This window comes from Hyphomonas sp. UBA4494 (genome assembly GCF_002388935.1).
Lineage (GTDB): Bacteria > Pseudomonadota > Alphaproteobacteria > Caulobacterales > Hyphomonadaceae > Hyphomonas.
In genome coordinates, this window is the sequence record NZ_DGNK01000001.1 from 24,590 (window position 1) to 41,097 (window position 16,508).

Here is a 16,508-nt window from a genome sequence, read left to right on the forward strand (position 1 = left end):
GTGATTGGACAACAAGCGCCATGGATTAGGCGCTTGTTATTGATTTTGATGGATTTTTTGGAGTGTATTGGCCGCTCTTGGATAAGCGGTTGGTGCCCAGAAGAGGACTCGAACCTCCACTCCCTTGCGAGAACTACGACCTGAACGTAGCGCGTCTACCAATTCCGCCATCTGGGCACGGGGTAGGAAGGCGCCGATGTATAGGCTGATCCGCGAGCCGTCAACGGTAAAACTGTCGTATTTGAACGCGCAACTGCGCCTTGGCGCGCCCGGTCAACGGGATAGGAAAATCCAGGAAAAGCGGCGCTTGGCGCAGCCCTCTAGCCAGTACCCGGGCAGCGTGGCCTGACGCGCTAAATCGCTTGCCTGAAAATGCGCTAGTGCGCTGTAAACTATGGGAACATTGTCTGGAGCGGGTAGACGGAATCGAACCGACATACACAGCTTGGAAGGCTGGTGCATTACCATTATGCTATACCCGCCCAGTCAGGGCCTCGCGAAGACACCTTACACCATCTGGTGCGGGTGGTGGAGGGGACAGGATTCGAACCTGTGTACGCTATGCGGGCAGATTTACAGTCTGCTGCCTTTAACCACTCGGCCACCCCTCCACGGGACCCGCGACCACACGCCGTTTGACGCCGTCGCAGCAGCGCTTCACATAGGCGCCGAAGCACCGCCGATCCACACCGGAAGCGGCCTTATAAGGAAACCCGAAATGGCGCGCAACCATTCTAAACCGCGAAAAGCACACGCTGGCGCAGATAATCCACGCCGCGGCCCTGCCCGACCGCCGCGTCGCGCCGGCGCCGGGCGCGATGGCAGCGGCGCAGATGGCGGTCCGCTCTGGATCTGGGGTACGCATGCGGTGGTCGCTGCCCTGGCCAATCCCGCGCGCAAATGTCACGAATTGCTGGCCACCGAAAACGCCGCTCAGCGCCTGCCTGCCACCGGGCCCATTGCGCCAGTTCTGGTGACGGCGCGCGACATTGATGCCCGCCTGCCCGACGGCGCGGTCCATCAGGGCATCGCCGTGAAGGTTGATCCGCTGGAAGCGGGCGCCCTTGAAGACCTGATCGATGCCGGGATCAGCCATATTGCCGTGCTGGATCAGGTATCCGACCCTCACAATCTGGGCGCAGTCTATCGCTCGGCGGCCGCCTTTGGCTTTGGCGGGCTGGTCTTGCAAACGCGCAATGCACCTAATGTGACCGGTGTCGCGGCAAAGGCCGCTGTGGGGGCGATCGAAACCGTTCGCGAGGCGCGCGTTGTGAACATTGCCCGCGCACTGGAGCAGCTGGGAGAGGCCGGATACCATACGGTGGGCCTTGCTGGCGAAGGCAAACGCCTGATCGCGGATGCGGTCGGAGGGGCACAGAAACTCGCCATTGTCCTTGGCGCCGAGGGCCCGGGCATTCGACCCGCTGTGGCCAAGGCCTGCGCCGAACTCGCACGCATCCCGATTGCCCCGGCAATGGAGAGCCTGAACGTCTCCAACGCAGCCGCGGTCGCCTTTTATGAAAGCAGCCGTAAACGTTTCCCCCTGTCATAAAGCTCTGCTAGGGATTAACCACGCTGTGGGGAAAACTGACGGAGCGCGAACCGCCATGCTGAGACTGCTGTCCATTATCCTTCTGCTCTGTGGCCTCGTGGCTGCGGGCTATGCCGGGTCTGTCCTGATGGACACCTATGCGCCACGCGACGAGATGGTCGAAGCGGCCACACCTCAGGAGATGGCGACCGAGGAGGCCTTCGAAGAAGCTTATGCAGAGACGGCCATGCCGCCCGCACTGGAAGAGGAACTGGCTGAGCTGGAGCCCCTGCGAAGCGAAGAGATGATGATGGAAGCGCCGGGAGACGCCCCTGCTGCAGGACCCACGCGCAGTCTGGGTTCGGATCTGCCGGGTGGCGATGTGTTCCCGGAATCTGTCGGCTCCTCGCCGGGCTTTGATGCGCCCCCCATGACCAGCCGGTCGGCGAATGTGATGCCTCAGGCCAATGAATCCTTTGTCGAAACGCTGAAAAGCGTACCGGTGGCGCACGAAACACCAAGTTCTGCCGAATACAAGCGCGCTTTTGATGTGACGCTGGCCATCGACTCCACTGGCGATGACACCGCGGTCGACGCACTGCCCGGCCGCGGCAATGTGATCGAAGGCGAAGCGCTGGTGTCGGATCGTGTTGAAGCGCGTCTCAGCGGCGCGAATTTCGAGATCGTGTCCATGTCGCCGGAAGTTCAGGCATTGTCCCCGCTGACCGAAAATGTCTGGCGCTGGTCGGTGCTGCCGTTAACGGCCGGCAGCCATGACCTCGTCTTCGAGATATATGCCATTGACGAGGACGCCGTCGTGCCGCTGCGCACTTTCCGGGACACGGTGACCGTACAGGTCTCCGGAATCAATCGCGCCATCGCATTCGCGGACCAGGCCAATCCCCTGTTTGTGTTGCTCGGCGGGCTTGGCTCGGCAATTGCGGGACTGATCGGCGTCATCCGCTTTTTCGGGCGCAGATAGGCGTCCGGCGAGGCGATCCGCAGATTTATTTCCAGTCGCCGTCAGCAGGGCTTTGACTTTACGTCAATTTCCGTCTTTTTGGCGGCATGACAACGACAACATCCCCCACGACTCTCGAAACCGCCCAATCCTTCCTGCGGACACAGGCCGCCCGGATTGAAATCGATCCTCTGACCAATTCGGTCTTCGCCCTGGCGCAGACCCTGTTCCGCGACCTCGAAACCGGAAAGGCCAAGCTGGCCGATCTGTCGAAGCTGGCCGACGAGGTGCATCTGGACCTGATTGAAGAGCGCGCGGACCGCTTTCGCACCCAGCATGCGGGCGGTAAGGCGAAGAATGCTTGGGCGAGCCTCACCGAAGAATTGGAGACACTGGCCGCCCAAGGATTTGACGTATTCAAGGCGCGCGTCGAACAGGCGACCGGCGGCATCGTGTTCACTGGCCACCCGACCTTTGCCCTGTCGAAAGATCTGCGCACGGCGCTGGCCGACCATGTGGTGAGCGCAACAAAGACCAGCCGCAACATGCTGATGCGCCAGATCCGCGCCGATTCCCGTGCATGGAACCAGCAGATCAGCCTTCAGGGCGAGCATGACGAAGTGCAGGGCGCGATTGCTCACGCGGCGAATGCGCAACTGGCCTATGCAACCGTGCTGATTTCGTTTTCACGCAAGGCCTTCCCGGATGAATGGCGGTCACTGAAAATCTTCGTTCCGACGCTCGCCTGCTGGGTCGGGTATGACCTTGATGGCCGCGCCGATATCCACTGGTCCCAATCGCTGACCTTCCGTCTGACGGAAAAGGCGGTCCAGCTCGATCGCTATGCAACGCAGCTGGAATCGATCAGCGGCAGCCAGAAGATCGGCCCCATTGCCAAGCTGACCCAGCGCCTGAAGACCGCGTCGGAAGACACCGCACGCCATGCGGCCTTGTTCGCGGCGGATCTGACCGATCCGGACAATCTGGTGCCGGCAGCAAATGCGCTGACCGAGCATTCCAAGCGAAACGTGCTGGACGCGTCTGAAATCCTCGACGTGCTGGACAGCGTCATTCCCGAAGCCGAAGACAGCCTTGCTGCAGACCTGATGGCGGTCAGGGCGCAGGTCGAAGCGCTGCAGTTGGGCACGGCGCGCATTCACTTGCGGGTGAACGCAGCGCAGGTGCGCACGGTGATCAACCGCGATCTGGGCCTGCAGACTGAAGACCGGGAACTTGGTCGTCTTGCCCTGGCTGAACTGGCGCAAAAGGCCCGCAAGTCCAAACCGGTTCAGGTGAACTTTGCCGACCTGTTCCTGGAACAATCCACGGCGCGACGTCAGTTCATGATGTGCGCACAGATCCTGAAACATATCGATTCCGGCTCGGTCATCCGCTTCCTGATCGCCGAGAGTGAGAATCCGGCCACCGTGATGGGCGCGCTGTACCTCGCGCGGCAATATGGTGTCGATGACAAGCTCGATATCTCTCCGCTATTCGAAACGCCGGAAGCGCTGGAGACCGGCGGCCGCTTCATCGAGCGCTTGCTGGAAGAGCCGGAATTCCTCGCCTATGTGCAACAGCGCGGCTATCTTTCGATCCAGTTGGGTTTCTCCGATGCCGGACGGTTCATCGGACAAGTCGCCGCCGACATGGCCATCGAGCGCATCCACAACCTGATCGCCCGGGCGCTGGCCGCCAAGGGCGTAAATGTCGACCTCCTGATTTTCAACACGCATGGCGAAAGCATGGGCCGCGGCGCATGGCCGGGTACGTTCGAGCAGCGCTTTGATCATCTACTGACACCATGGACCCGTGGCGGTGCCCGCGCACGGGGCCTGCAGCTCCGTCATGAGGTCAGTTTTCAGGGCGGTGATGGCTTCCTTCACTTCGCCAACCCGGCGCTGGCCGAAACGACGATGGCCGCCTGGTGCAGCCACACGCTGTCTGACCCGGCCGACCGCACCAAGGATCCATTCTATACGCGCACGGACCTTGTCTGGGACTTCTACCGGTCGCTGCGAGCCTGGCAGGAACGCCTATTCGACAATGCAGACTATGGTCGATTGCTGGGCGCCTTTTCCAGCGGCTTGACGGTAAAGGCGGGCTCGCGACCGAAACGCCGCGCCGCTGGACCAGTCGGCCCGCGCTCCCTGCGGGCGATCTCTCACAATGCGACGCTGCAACAGCTCAGCATGCCAGTGAATGTGGCCGCTGGCATCGGCTCATCCCTGCAGCGCGAAATGGAGCGGCTGGTTGACCTGATTGATGACAGCCCACGCATGAAGGGCCTGATCCTGCTGGCGACCCGCGCGCGGCTTTTGACCAGCCTGCCCGCGCTACGCGCCTATGCCCGCGTTTATGATCCGGGCGTCTGGGTGGCACACTCGAAACTGGCCAACCCTGACAAGGCGAATGCCTATCGCGGGGTCTATTACGCGCTGCGCAACAATGAGACGTCCGTTTCGATGAACCAGATCGCGAACTATTTGTCCGTGGACCTTGGAAAGTTTGACCGTCTTCTGGCCCAACTCAAGACCTCTCCTTCACTGGAAGAACGGCATGAGGGCAGATTGGACCTGCACGTCCTGCATGCCGTGCGTCAGGCGCTGATCATGAAAGCCTTCTCCATTGTCGGCGGCCTGCCCCGCCTGTCGGAACGTCACGATGCGAGCAGCCGCGACCTGGTCGAGATGGTTGCGGAATTGCGGATCAAGGAAGCGGTGGAATTGCTGCGTGAAATCTTCCCGCACTCCCGCGATCAGGATACGCCGCTGAAAGCCCTGACCGAGGCCGGAAATGATACCAAGAGCCAAGCTGGCTACGGGTATGATCGCATTCACAAGGACATCATTGCACCGCTGGATGACATCGACCGGATTCTGCACGGGATCAGCCTGTCGGTGACGCATGCCTATGGTGCGTTCGGCTAGGGGTACATTACCGCCTGCGATAGGACTGCACTTCCATGCAGACCAGGCATTTCTTGGCTGTGCTATGACGAATTCGCAAATAGAGCAGATTATGCTCGCGATCTATCTGTACACGGAATTGTGACAGAAAGTCCATACCAAGGATCATGACCGGTTCGTCAGCCATGCCCAGATGTTCGAACAGGGCGGGGTCTGATACGATCATGTTGAACCCCGTCATGTCGACGTCATCCAGTTCAAAACGGGAAACGTGGGCAACGTGCATATTGTAGTCGTCGCCGGTTATCCCAAGCAGGCGCTTGGTTTCGTCCTCGTTGACTTTGGTGCCTGCATGGCTCGCAAATTTCGAATTCATGTAAGTAATGGTCGAACCTGTATCTATGAGGGCGAGCCCCCGCCGGCCATTGATCGTAACCTGCACGAAATAGAGCCCGTTGCGAACAACGAGGGGCCGTTTGCAAAGGACTTCTCGCATTCGCCCGGCCGGGCGCCGATCATAGGCGGTCACATGTCCCTGGTCGAAATCGAAATCCACGACATTGCCCGTCAGTGCACTGATGGGCAGTACATTGCGCACGCCGCTGACGGCGATCTTGCTATCAAGGGCGGCAGGCACCTGGCTCAGGGCAATCGAGCCTGTCCTTAGACTTGGCAAATCGATCAAGGGGAACGTTTCCTTGCCGCCAAGGCCAAGTATCTCGACAAATTGCTCCTGTCCCTCGATCACCCCGACATTGGCCGAGCGCGCTGTGGCCCCGCCAATCATCGGCAAAGTGGCGGCCGTATCGATAAGCGCCGTAGCGGTTGACCCGTTTTCAAATGAGATTTCGGCCATCAACCGGTCTTGGGAATCCATCTCGAACGGGATGATTTGCTGATCATTGGTATTCGACCAGGCTGGCGGGCCAAGAAACAACAAGAGGCCGAGCAACAGGCTGAGCAAAACAGCGTGCTGAACGAGACGAGGCTCGTCGGTCCGGGTTGTTGGCAATCCTCCCATGGATGCATCCTTTTCCCGCATTATGCCACAAGCGGGCGTGCGGACAAAATGCAGGGAAGAATGGCCGTGGGCGCTACAGGTCTCGCCAGTCGGCTTGCAGGCCCAGTTCCGAAAATACCTCGCTCCAGTATTCCTTCAGAGCGCCGCGTTGCATGTCGGTATAGCGTCCGCGCGGAATCAAGCGAATCTCCAGTTCCACGCCGGATAGGGACCGCCCATAACGGCGCTCGACCGCCTCAGCCACATCACGCGCGGGCGGCATGTTGGCGGGAAGCGTGCCTCCGCCGCCATAGGCTGAGAACAGATCGGAATTCTGGAGCATATCGGACACGATGACGATCCGGCGGGCGGGCGCGTCGGGTGAGAAGTTCTCCGTCTGGCCGAGCCGTGCCATTGCTTCGAGGATCGGGCTGGAGGGGGCTTCCTTTGGTACGACGAGATCATCGATCACCGCATCCATCGGTGTTTCGAAAAGGGTCGCGTAGCGCTCCTCGATCATCCGGGGATTGCGGAAGAGCGGGTTCACCTGCCCGCCCCGGCCCGGATTGCACAGGGAGAATTCGCCGCGCGGATCGAACTGGCCTGCAGCGTCGAGCTCGAACATGGAAAGGCGCTCGCCCACTTCGAGCCGGTCACGCGAGCGGCGGATCAGGTCGGCAATGAGATCGGCCTGGCTCTCATCATACTCATCCGTCTTGTCCAGGATAATGGCGGTGTGCGGCGGCAACTCGTCGCTCAGCAGACAGAGCGTTTGCTCGTCATAGGGGACGGGCTTGAGGAACTGGAACGCCGCCACGCCGCCGGCGATCAGCAGGGCGATTATCGCGAAATTGATATAGGCCATCCGGCGCTGGCGTTGTCTGCGCCTGCGGCTCATGCGTCATTCTCCGCGCGCGGCATGATTTTTGGTTTCTTGCCGGAAATATGCTCGACAACCTCTTCCGGCACGTCGAATTCATCACGCATGATGTCAGGGTCTGTCTCAAGCAGGCGGCGGAAGGGCGACACCCGCGCATCCATCGCTCTACGGAGCCCCACCTTCTGCTTCGGGCTCAGCTTGCCAAAATCCTTCTCGGCATCCTCGAGCGCGTCTTCATAGCTGTCATAGTAGTCGTCCAGCGCATCCTGAAGGTCTCTGCGAGAGCGCTCGATGCCACGGGCAGCGTCGCTGAAACCGGGGAAGGACGCATCCGCCTTGCGCCCCTCAAAGGCAGCGATGGCCGATATCGCAAGGCCAAGGGCAAACAGGACCATCGCATCCAGGGAATGCAAAGCAAACGGCCGACACATGGCATTCGTCGCGGCGCTGCCAATGGACTCGCCCATGGGCGATTGCAGGATGGATTGGCAAATATCTGAATCTATGAAGAACCGTGGGAACGTAGACGTATGTTGGTTGAAGGCATCGAAAGCGCCTGGAGTATCTCCAAGCGTGGCCTTGAGATCGAGCAGATTGCGATAGTGCGCAGCTGACAGATTCACCAGCAGCACAATGACGATGCCAAGTGCCACAGCCAGCACGCCAAACCATTTGGTCACATTGCGGGCGTCGAACTCCCAGAATTTCTTGTTTGGATCCAGTCCGATCGAGGCATGGCGCAGGCCCCAGAAACCGATGATGAAATAGCTGGTGGCGACATTGGCGAGCGAGACCGCCGCAGCCTGGAAGATGCCGCCGGAGATGCCGAACTCGCTCTGCTGCGCAAAGAAGTACGCATTGGCCGCGCTTTCAAACAGGATGAGCAATGCGATAACCGACAAGTTCAAAATGCGGACCTGCGGATGGTCGGAGACATAATGAATGCCCCGCCCTGTCGATTTGCCGAATTTCATTTTGGTTTCGGGCGTCGTGCCATTGCGACCGCCGCCAAGCTGGCGAAACCGATAGAAGCTGATTGCGGCGCGCGCGGCATAGTCGGCCTGCAATACCACTTCGTCGTATTCGGGTGACGGGCGGTTCGCGAAATAGGCGATGTCATCCTGTGACAGGTCGTTCGCGTCGTCGGCCATGCAGATCTCCCCGTTTGTTCCCGATTACCCGATAGTTAATGAAATACAAACTGGACCGTTCCGAACAGCCCCAAAAACAGTTGACCTGCATAACCCGACGTCACGGCTGGATTTACGCTTACGTGCGCGTAAACTTGGGAAAATAATAAACCCAAGGGAGAGACCAGATGGCTGAGGCCTATATTATTGACGCCGTGCGCACGCCGCGAGGCATTGGCAAGGTTGGAAAAGGGTCGCTCGCGCACCTGCATCCGCAGCATCTGGGCGCAACCGTGCTGAGCGCGATCCGCGACCGCAACAATCTTGATACGGCCACCGTAGATGATGTCATCTGGGGCACATCCAGCCAGCGCGGCGCGCAAGGCGCCGATATGGGTCGTATGGCGGCCCTTGATGCGGGCTTCGACGTGAAAGCCTCCGGCGTTACGCTGGACCGCTTCTGCGGCTCTGGCATTACCACCGTTTCCCTCGCTGCTGCGCAGATCATGTCCGGTATGGAAGACTGCGTTATCGCGGGCGGCTGTGAGATGATGAGCTACACCGCATCGACGGCTGATCCAAAAAATCCACCAATGATGGACGCCGGCAACCTTCACTTGCGCGAGATGCACCCACAGTCACAGCAAGGCGTCTGCGCAGATGCGATCGCCACGCTGGAAGGCATCGACCGCGAAGCCGTTGACCAGCTGGCCGTGACCTCCCAGCAGCGCGCCAAGCGCGCCATGGATGAAGGCCGTTTCGACAAGTCCCTGATCCCTGTCTACAATCGCGACGGCACACTGGCGCTCGACAAGGACGAGTTCCCGCGCCCCAGCACGACGATGGAAAGCCTGTCCGGCCTGAAAACCGTCTTCAACATGTTCATGGAAATCCCGGTCGATGATCAGGGAAACACCTATGGCGCGATGGTCACCAAGAAATACCCACAACTCGAAGGCAAGATGAACCATGTCCATCATGCCGGTAACTCTTCCGGTGTTGTGGACGGCGCAGCCGCAATCCTCGTCACGTCAAAAGAGTATGCCGACAAGAACGGCCTGAAGCCACGTGCCCGCATCGTAGCCACGGCAAACATGGGCGACGATCCAACCCTGATGCTGAACGCGCCGGTTCCGGCAGCCAAGAAAGTGCTGGAAAAAGCCGGCCTGACCACAGACGATATCGACGTTTATGAAATCAACGAAGCCTTCTCGGTCGTGGCCGAAAAGTTCATCCGCGATCTCAAGCTGGACCGGGAAAAAGTGAACATCAATGGCGGCGCTATGGCGCTCGGCCACCCGATTGGTGCCACTGGCTCCATCCTGATCGGCACCGCGCTGGACGAGCTCGAACGTTCTGGGGGTCGCTATGGCCTGGTCACCATGTGCGCTGCTGGCGGCATGGCTCCGGCAATCATCATTGAACGGATTTAAACTTCCTCCCAGAAGCTTACTCACAATCTGTTCAATCCTCTCCCGGTCCAGGCTTGCCTGGGCCGGGCTTTTTTTCGCGCTTCCACCGATATGCAATTGATCGGGAACGCTCCCCTCCTCAAGGCGTTGCTTATGAAGAAGCAACCCCATCAGGAGACTCATGCCTTATACAATCCAAGCTGAAACCAATCACCTCACCACCATCGACGCGCAGGGCGAACTGAACCCCGACACTATGCCGGAAGCTGTTGATGAAATCATGGAGCAGACTGACGCGGAGGATCCCGGCAGCCTGCTGGTGCGATTGCAGCATATGGATCTGGGCACGCTCCACAATGTCGCCAGCGACTGGTCACGCAAGGCTGAGTTCTTTGCCCTACAGAAACGCTTTGGCAAGGTCGCTGTTCTCACCGACCAGGCATGGGTACGCCAGTCGGCGAAGATGCAGGCGGTGGCCCTGCCCGACACCGAGTTGAAAGTCTATGAGCTGGCCGATGAAGCCGACGCACGTGTCTGGCTGGAACAGGCAAAGGCCGAAACCGAAATGGCCTAGGTTCAAACCTGACCGGACTGGATCGTCTCACCGTCTTCCTTTGTGAAGCTGGCAGGCGGGTTGTCCAACAGATCGAATACTTTCTCAGAGGGACGGCACAGCGCCGTCCCTTTTTTGGTAACAACAATTGGTCGGTTCACGAGAATGGGATGTTTCAGCATGGCTTCGAAAAGTATGGAATCATCCACCGCCGGATCCGTCAGACCAAGCTCCTCGGCCGGGCTCTTGGACGTGCGCAAAGCTTCACGCGGTGTCAGGCCCGCTGCGGCCAGTAAACCCGCCAGCAATTCCCGCGTCCAACCGCGCTGAAGGTATTGGACGACATCCGGCTCAACGCCGCTTTGGCGGATAATTTCAAGCACATTGCGAGACGTGCCGCAGTCTGCATTGTGATAGATCGTAATGCTCATGATGAACTCGCTATTCGGGCGGTTGGTCGCTGCTTCTTTAGACTATGCTGACAAAGTGTGACAACATTTCAAAGAGAGCAGATCACGATCACAGGCCCTTTACCGTTCGGCCGGATGTGACCACTTGGCGGGATGTGGGATTCAGGTTTCTTCAGATGGCCCATCTGACGTCCCCGATCCCGGCGAGGCGGGCAAATCGGGTAAGCTCGGCGTTCAGTTTATCGTGGCGAGCCGGGGTCCATTTGACGTTCGGCTCGGGCCAAAAGCCGGTCACGCTCATCCACCCCTTCGCCCGATCTGCCTTGATTTCGATACGCCCCGTGAAACGGTCCCCTTCGAGAAGCGGGTAGACATAGTACCCCCAGCGCCGCTTGGCGGCGGGAACGAACATTTCATTGCGATAATCAAATCCAAAGAGCCGTTCGAGGCGGTTTCGATCTCGCACCGCCGGATCAAATGGATTGAGGATACGCAGGCGGCTTGTCGGCGCCGGAGCCGTCGCCAAGCGGGTTTCGATGTCGGGAGTTGCATAGGCGAGAACCGTTCGCCGGTTCGAGCACTCGATCTCGACCGGAACCAGATGCTTGGCGCTCATCACCCATGACTTTGCCTCTGCCGAACTCATCGCTTCCCAGAAGCGCTGGATTTCGCCGGTTGTGCCAAAGCTGAGCCGATCGATCGCGTTCTGGCAGAGCCAGTCTATCTGCTCGTGATCCGGCGGCCCATCGCGAAGATGGGCAGGAAAAACACGATCTGGAAGATTGTAGTATTTGACGAAATTCTGTCGGTAACAAGTGGCGAGGTCTCCCGCATACCACATCTGGTCGAGTGCTCTCTTGTGCGGTGGCCGGGCCCACATTTCGCGACTGGTGGCCTTGGTGTCGAAGGCGTGCGTCGACAAAGCGCCTTCAGCTTCGATCCGGGCGCGGATCTGGGCAATCTGTTCTTGCGCAAGGCCGGACTGGAACCATTCATGCCGGGCCACTTTGGCACCGAGGCGACGAAATTGCCGCTGCCAGTATGGCAGATACGCCATGGGAATGAGCGAGGCATCATGGGTGAAATGTTCAAAGATCTGACGATCTCTACCCAAAAGCGGCCAAAGCATCTCTTCGCGATAGTTCTGGTTTCGGCTCCACAGAATGTGGTGATGGGCACGGGTCACATTGCGAATTGTATCAATCTGCACGAAGCCAAGGGCGTGGAGCATGCCCATCACATCGAGCTTTCCGGTCGGCGTTTCGGCGAGCCCATTGGTCCATAACCAAAGCCGGCGAGCCTCTCGGTTGGAAATGCGAAGCGGCGTCATGTTGCTCATGCGATGGAGCGATCAGTCTCGCGTGAATTCTTGCAGGCTGGCGAGGTATGGCATGAGGTCCAACCCCTGAGAGGCGATCCAGGCATCATCATAATAGGTGTCAAGATAGCGCTCGCCCCCATCGCAAATGAGGGTCGCGACGCTGCCCGCTTGTCCGGCGGCGCGCATTTCGCGCAACAAGGTTAGTGCTGCCCATACATTGGTGCCGGTCGATCCGCCACAGCGCCGGCCAAGAATATCCTGCAGCCAGTGGATCGTGGCGATGGACGCCGCATCCGGCACGCGCATCATCCGGTCTATCACGTCTGGCTGGAATGAAGCTTCCACGCGCGGGCGACCAATACCTTCAATACGAGACCTCGTCCCGATACGGATATCCGGGTCGCCCGTTTCATAATGATCATAAAAGACCGAGTTTTCCGGGTCCGCGACGCAGAGCGACGTCTTCGCGGCGATGTCACAGCGATAGCGGATAAACCGGCCGATCGTGGCCGATGTGCCGCCCGTACCAGCGCTCATCACCACCCAGTCCGGCAGGGCATGGGCCTCCATCGACAATTGCGAGAACAGGCTTTCGGCGATGTTGTTGTTGCCACGCCAGTCAGTAACCCGCTCGGCATACGTGAACTGGTCCATATAGTGGCCGCCAAGTTCAGTCGTGATGCGCTGCGCCTCGGCATAGATGTCTGCAGGCGGCACGGCGCGGGTCTCGCCGCCATAGAAGGCGATCTGGTCGATCTTGCTGCGCGAGACGCCCTCTTGCACAACCGCGATGAACCGCAGGCCCAAGAGGCGGGCAAAGTAGGCCTCCGACACGGCGGTGGAACCGGACGAGCTTTCCACGATCACCGTGTCCGGTCCGATCCAGCCATTGCAGAGCGCGAACAGATAGAGCGAGCGCGCAAGCCGGTGCTTCAGACTGCCGGTCGGATGCGTGGACTCATCCTTCAGATAGAGCGTCTGTTCCGGAAATCCGGGCAGATCCACCTTGATCAAATGAGTGTCAGCCGAGCGATTGAAATCGGCATTGATGCGCTGCACCGCCTCGCGTACCCAGCGCCGCCTGTCCCAATCAAGATGTGAGATATCCAAATCTGCCCCCTGCTCCAGCCGCCTTCGCCGTCACCATAGAGGCTTGTCCCATCAGGGCAATTGCAGCGCGCAGCCTTTGTCAGGCCAAGGGCTGTACGGCCTCCAGCACGGCGAGCAACAGGTCTTCCCCGGCAAGAGACTCTGCCTCGTCGCAAACCTGATCCGGGCGGCATTTATCGCGGGCCAGATCAAGCAGAACGGGATGGATATAGGACGATTTGGCGATTGCAGGTGTGTTGCCGAGTACGTTGGCCGCGGCCTGGGTGATCGCCTTGATGGTGATGTCCTCTGCCTTGGTCAGGGCATCGACCGCGGCAACGCTGCCCTTCCATGTCCTGAAATCCTTGGCGGTAAAGGACAGGCCCAGTGTTTCCTGGATGTATGCGTTTACATCTTGCGCCGCGGGCCGGACCTTGCGCGATCGGAAGAGGAATGCGCCGCGCTCGGCCATCAGACCATCCAGGGTCTTCGCCAACAATTTATCTTTCACAATGACGCGGCGAGGCGTGCCGCCCTTGCCCTTGTAGGCGCAAATGATCTTGTGGCCATCGATCTGGACATGCGACTTGCGCAGGCTGACCGCGCCATAGGTCTTGCGGCCCGACCGGCCGATGCGCAGCGCGCCCCGGTCCAGCAGGCGGACAATGGCGGCGAGGCGCACCGCGCGGGGACAATCCGAATAAGTGAGATCATGACGCACGCGGCGGCGCAGTTCCGGCAAGGCATGCCCAAAGGCGATCAAGTCGTCAAACTTGGCCGAGTTGCGCGCGGCCGACCATGTGGGGTGATAGCGATACTGCAGTCGCCCCGCTTCGTCGCGTCCGGTGGCCTGGATGTGACCGCGTGGATTGGGACAGATCCATATCTCGTCCCAGGCCGGCGGCAGGACCAGCGCGCGGCATCGTTCGGCCCGCGTACCCTTCAGGGTCTGGCCCTTGTCGTCCTTGTAGTTAAAGCCTGCGCCGCACCGCCGCCGCGTCCAGCCGGGCTTGGATGGGTCTGACCGGACAAGGCCAATGGCCTCTGCCGTCACGCCTTCGCGGGAGAGCGTCTCCGGGTCTGAACTGAAGGGCATGGCGTATCTCTCAGGTGAATGCCCGGATCAACGATCCATCTGTCGAGACGGTTCCCGCGCCAGCATGTTTGGGCTGAGGCAGATTTCAGATAGGGTAGTTGGAGGGGAGAACACTATGAGAAATTTGTTTCTGATCGTCGCAGCGCTCGCGCTCATGCCTGGCTGCACCAATCTGAAAGAGGCAACTGAAACTTCGCCGACATACGATACCGAGTTTCCGCCAGCACTGAACGAGCTGAATTTTCAGAGCCATGGGAAACGGCTCAACGGGTTGATTTATGTCGCTGAAGGCCCCGGCCCCCATCCCACCGTTCTGTTGCTGCATGGGTTTCCCGGCAACGAGAAAAATCTCGACTTGGCGCAGGACCTGCGCGCGGACGGCTTCAACGTCTTGTTCTTTCACTATCGCGGCGCATGGGGCAGCGCGGGAACATTCTCATTCACGCATGTGATCGAAGATGTGGCCGCCGCGACGGACTTCCTGCGAGCCAATGCGGAGACCTATCGCACCAATCCGGACAAGCTGATCCTGATCGGGCACTCCATGGGCGGCTTCGCAGCCCTCGCCGCGGGCGCGAAGGATGAAACCATTGCCTGCACCGCTGGGCTGGCTCCTGCGAATTTCGGTGTCGTGGCGAATGTTCTCGCGGCAGATCCGGACAGGAAAGCGGGCTTTATCGCCTATGGCGATTCCCTGCAGATGCTGGCGGGCACAAATGGCGCGAGCATGGTCAGCGAACTGATCGACAATCGCGAGGCTTTTGATGCTCTTACTTACGCGCCAAATTATGCCGGCCGGTCGGTGCTGTTTGTTGGGGCAGACAATGATGAAGCCGTGCCATTGGACGCCATCATCAAGCCGCTGATCGCGGCCTACGAAGCAGAGCCGGATGTCGATGCAACCAGTGCAATCCTGTCGGGCGATCATTCGTTCTCGTGGTCACGAGATGCGCTGATCGACACGGTGCTGAACTGGGCGGAAGGCTGCCGCTAATTCGGGCGGTGCTCGTCGGCGTCGCCGCTCCAGAAGCGTTTGATGCGGCCGAGGAAGCCTTCGCTTTCCGGGTGGCAATCGGCGCCGGTGCAGTCGCAGAATTCGCGCAGCAGTTCTTTCTGGCGGGCGGTCATGTTGCGCGGGGTTTCCACGAACATTTCCACGAACAAGTCGCCGGTATGGCCTGACTGGCGCACCGAGGGCATGCCCTTGCCACGCAGACGCAGTTTGCGGCCGGTCTGGGCGCCTTCCGGCACCACGACGCGGGCACGGCCGCCATCAATGGTCGGGATTTCGATTTCGCCGCCAAGTGCAGCCGTCGCCATCGGCACGGGCGCGCGGCAATAGAGGTTCGGGCCGTCGCGTTCGAAGATGTCATGCTCGACGACATCGACGAAGATGTAGAGGTCGCCGCTCGGCCCGCCCTGATCGCCAGGCTCACCTTCGCCGGACAGGCGGATGCGCATACCGCTTTCGACGCCTGCCGGGATTTTCACCTGGAGCTTGCGCTCCTCGCGAACCTGCCCTGCGCCGCCACATTCCTTACAGGGCTTCTTGACGATCTTTCCCTTGCCGGAACACCGCACACAGGTGCGCTCCATCGTGAAGAAGCCTTGCTGGGCGCGCACGCGGCCATGGCCGTCACAGGTCTCGCAGGTTTCCGGCTTGGTGCCGGGCGCTGCGCCGGAGCCGTCACAGCCTGTACATGGCACGGCCTGAGGCACGTGAATGGTTTCTTCCTTGCCGGCCCACGCTTCAGCCAGAGTGATTTCCAGATCATAGCGCAAATCTGCACCGCGCTGTGGCCCGCCACGGCGACGTCCACCGCCAAAGCCACCTGCGCCGAAGACCTGGCTGAACAGGTCGGAGAAGATATCGTCCGGATTGCCGCCCTGGCCGAACGGGTTGCCCCCGCCCCCACCGCCATTTTCAAAGGCGGCATGGCCAAACCGGTCATAGGCACCACGCTTCTGAGCATCGCTCAGGACCGCATAGGCTTCGCCCACTTCCTTGAATTTCTCTTCGGCTTCAGGATTCCCGGCATTCTGGTCCGGATGATACTTCATCGCCAGCTTGCGGTAGGCGGACTTGAGTTGCTTCTCGTCCGCATCCTTGGATACGCCCAAAATCTCGTAATAGTCGCGCTTGCTCATGGAATGGCTATCGTCTTCCAGAATTGTCTCAGATCAGCCGCACATGTGGGGGACGTGACCGGCCGGTG

14 protein-coding genes and 3 tRNA genes are annotated in these 16,508 nt (G+C 59.9%); 6 read left to right on the plus strand and 11 right to left on the minus strand.

Going from position 1 to position 16,508, the window contains the following annotated elements; all coding sequences use genetic code 11:
* Positions 1–90 precede the first annotated feature (90 nt).
* From B2P82_RS00130 to B2P82_RS00140, 3 genes are all read right to left on the minus strand, one after another.
* A tRNA-Leu gene (locus B2P82_RS00130) sits at positions 91–177 on the minus strand.
* 231 nt (positions 178–408) lie between these two features.
* A tRNA-Gly gene (locus tag B2P82_RS00135) sits at positions 409–482 on the minus strand.
* A gap of 44 nt (positions 483–526) precedes the next feature.
* Positions 527–611, minus strand: a tRNA-Tyr gene (locus B2P82_RS00140).
* Between the two features lie 107 nt (positions 612–718).
* Here B2P82_RS00140 and B2P82_RS00145 point away from each other — a divergent pair.
* The 3 genes from B2P82_RS00145 to B2P82_RS00155 all read left to right on the plus strand — a co-directional run bounded on the left by B2P82_RS00145 (position 719) and on the right by B2P82_RS00155 (position 5,422).
* A complete protein-coding gene (locus tag B2P82_RS00145; RefSeq protein WP_290494212.1) occupies positions 719–1,552 on the plus strand; it encodes a TrmH family RNA methyltransferase in 834 nt (277 codons plus the stop codon).
* A 55-nt stretch (positions 1,553–1,607) separates the two neighbouring features.
* The gene (locus B2P82_RS00150; protein ID WP_290494214.1) at positions 1,608–2,513 is read left to right on the plus strand and encodes a hypothetical protein; all 906 of its coding nucleotides are present in this window, start codon (positions 1,608–1,610) and stop codon (positions 2,511–2,513) included.
* Between the two features lie 86 nt (positions 2,514–2,599).
* Positions 2,600–5,422, plus strand: a complete 2,823-nt coding sequence (locus B2P82_RS00155; RefSeq protein ID WP_290494216.1) for a phosphoenolpyruvate carboxylase — start codon at positions 2,600–2,602, stop codon at positions 5,420–5,422.
* 7 nt (positions 5,423–5,429) lie between these two features.
* On the opposite strand, the gene B2P82_RS00160 is transcribed toward B2P82_RS00155, so the two are convergent.
* The 3 genes from B2P82_RS00160 to B2P82_RS00170 all read right to left on the minus strand — a co-directional run bounded on the left by B2P82_RS00160 (position 5,430) and on the right by B2P82_RS00170 (position 8,432).
* Complete coding sequence (locus B2P82_RS00160; protein WP_290494218.1) at positions 5,430–6,422, minus strand: aspartyl protease family protein; 993 nt, start codon at positions 6,420–6,422, stop codon at positions 5,430–5,432.
* A gap of 73 nt (positions 6,423–6,495) precedes the next feature.
* On the minus strand, positions 6,496–7,299 hold the full coding sequence (locus B2P82_RS00165) for a hypothetical protein (protein ID WP_290494221.1): 804 nt from the start codon (positions 7,297–7,299) through the stop codon (positions 6,496–6,498).
* Positions 7,296–8,432 carry a hypothetical protein gene (locus B2P82_RS00170; protein WP_290494223.1) on the minus strand — a complete coding sequence of 379 codons (1,137 nt, stop codon included), beginning with the start codon at positions 8,430–8,432 and terminating at the stop codon, positions 7,296–7,298. The genes B2P82_RS00165 and B2P82_RS00170 overlap by 4 nt, the downstream gene beginning before the upstream one ends.
* 167 nt (positions 8,433–8,599) lie before the next feature.
* Between B2P82_RS00170 and B2P82_RS00175 the strand changes: the two genes are divergently transcribed.
* Complete coding sequence (locus tag B2P82_RS00175) at positions 8,600–9,844, plus strand: acetyl-CoA C-acetyltransferase (RefSeq protein ID WP_206991054.1); 1,245 nt, start codon at positions 8,600–8,602, stop codon at positions 9,842–9,844.
* 160 nt (positions 9,845–10,004) lie between these two features.
* Positions 10,005–10,397, plus strand: a complete 393-nt coding sequence (locus B2P82_RS00180; RefSeq protein WP_034811103.1) for a SpoIIAA family protein — start codon at positions 10,005–10,007, stop codon at positions 10,395–10,397.
* 2 nt (positions 10,398–10,399) lie between these two features.
* Here B2P82_RS00180 and arsC read toward each other — a convergent pair whose 3' ends face one another.
* The 4 genes from arsC to B2P82_RS00200 all read right to left on the minus strand — a co-directional run bounded on the left by arsC (position 10,400) and on the right by B2P82_RS00200 (position 14,292).
* On the minus strand, positions 10,400–10,807 hold the full coding sequence (gene arsC, locus B2P82_RS00185; RefSeq protein ID WP_349679544.1) for an arsenate reductase (glutaredoxin): 408 nt from the start codon (positions 10,805–10,807) through the stop codon (positions 10,400–10,402).
* Positions 10,808–10,958: 151 nt separating this feature from the next.
* The gene (locus B2P82_RS00190; protein WP_290481386.1) at positions 10,959–12,116 is read right to left on the minus strand and encodes a winged helix-turn-helix domain-containing protein; all 1,158 of its coding nucleotides are present in this window, start codon (positions 12,114–12,116) and stop codon (positions 10,959–10,961) included.
* 21 nt (positions 12,117–12,137) lie between these two features.
* Complete coding sequence (locus B2P82_RS00195; RefSeq protein WP_290494225.1) at positions 12,138–13,217, minus strand: PLP-dependent cysteine synthase family protein; 1,080 nt, start codon at positions 13,215–13,217, stop codon at positions 12,138–12,140.
* 79 nt (positions 13,218–13,296) lie between these two features.
* Entirely contained in the window at positions 13,297–14,292 is a 996-nt protein-coding gene (locus B2P82_RS00200; protein WP_290494227.1) for a DNA topoisomerase IB, read from the minus strand.
* 115 nt (positions 14,293–14,407) lie between these two features.
* Here B2P82_RS00200 and B2P82_RS00205 point away from each other — a divergent pair, with 115 nt between their 5' ends.
* On the plus strand, positions 14,408–15,286 hold the full coding sequence (locus B2P82_RS00205) for an alpha/beta hydrolase family protein (protein WP_290494229.1): 879 nt from the start codon (positions 14,408–14,410) through the stop codon (positions 15,284–15,286).
* On the opposite strand, the gene dnaJ is transcribed toward B2P82_RS00205, so the two are convergent.
* The gene (gene dnaJ, locus B2P82_RS00210; RefSeq protein ID WP_290494230.1) at positions 15,283–16,440 is read right to left on the minus strand and encodes a molecular chaperone DnaJ; all 1,158 of its coding nucleotides are present in this window, start codon (positions 16,438–16,440) and stop codon (positions 15,283–15,285) included. The genes B2P82_RS00205 and dnaJ overlap by 4 nt on opposite strands.
* Positions 16,441–16,508: the final 68 nt, after the last annotated feature.

Bases quoted from the DNA above. Each gene is read 5' to 3' on its own strand.
- B2P82_RS00145 (WP_290494212.1), top strand. From the start codon at position 719: ATGGCGCGCAACCATTCTAAACCGCGAAAAGCACACGCTGGCGCAGAT.
- B2P82_RS00150 (WP_290494214.1), top strand. From the start codon at position 1,608: ATGCTGAGACTGCTGTCCATTATCCTTCTGCTCTGTGGCCTCGTGGCT.
- B2P82_RS00155 (WP_290494216.1), top strand. From the start codon at position 2,600: ATGACAACGACAACATCCCCCACGACTCTCGAAACCGCCCAATCCTTC.
- B2P82_RS00160 (WP_290494218.1), bottom strand. From the start codon at position 6,422: ATGGGAGGATTGCCAACAACCCGGACCGACGAGCCTCGTCTCGTTCAG.
- B2P82_RS00165 (WP_290494221.1), bottom strand. From the start codon at position 7,299: ATGAGCCGCAGGCGCAGACAACGCCAGCGCCGGATGGCCTATATCAAT.
- B2P82_RS00170 (WP_290494223.1), bottom strand. From the start codon at position 8,432: ATGGCCGACGACGCGAACGACCTGTCACAGGATGACATCGCCTATTTC.
- B2P82_RS00175 (WP_206991054.1), top strand. From the start codon at position 8,600: ATGGCTGAGGCCTATATTATTGACGCCGTGCGCACGCCGCGAGGCATT.
- B2P82_RS00180 (WP_034811103.1), top strand. From the start codon at position 10,005: ATGCCTTATACAATCCAAGCTGAAACCAATCACCTCACCACCATCGAC.
- arsC (WP_349679544.1), bottom strand. From the start codon at position 10,807: ATGAGCATTACGATCTATCACAATGCAGACTGCGGCACGTCTCGCAAT.
- B2P82_RS00190 (WP_290481386.1), bottom strand. From the start codon at position 12,116: ATGACGCCGCTTCGCATTTCCAACCGAGAGGCTCGCCGGCTTTGGTTA.
- B2P82_RS00200 (WP_290494227.1), bottom strand. From the start codon at position 14,292: ATGCCCTTCAGTTCAGACCCGGAGACGCTCTCCCGCGAAGGCGTGACG.
- B2P82_RS00205 (WP_290494229.1), top strand. From the start codon at position 14,408: ATGAGAAATTTGTTTCTGATCGTCGCAGCGCTCGCGCTCATGCCTGGC.
- dnaJ (WP_290494230.1), bottom strand. From the start codon at position 16,440: ATGAGCAAGCGCGACTATTACGAGATTTTGGGCGTATCCAAGGATGCG.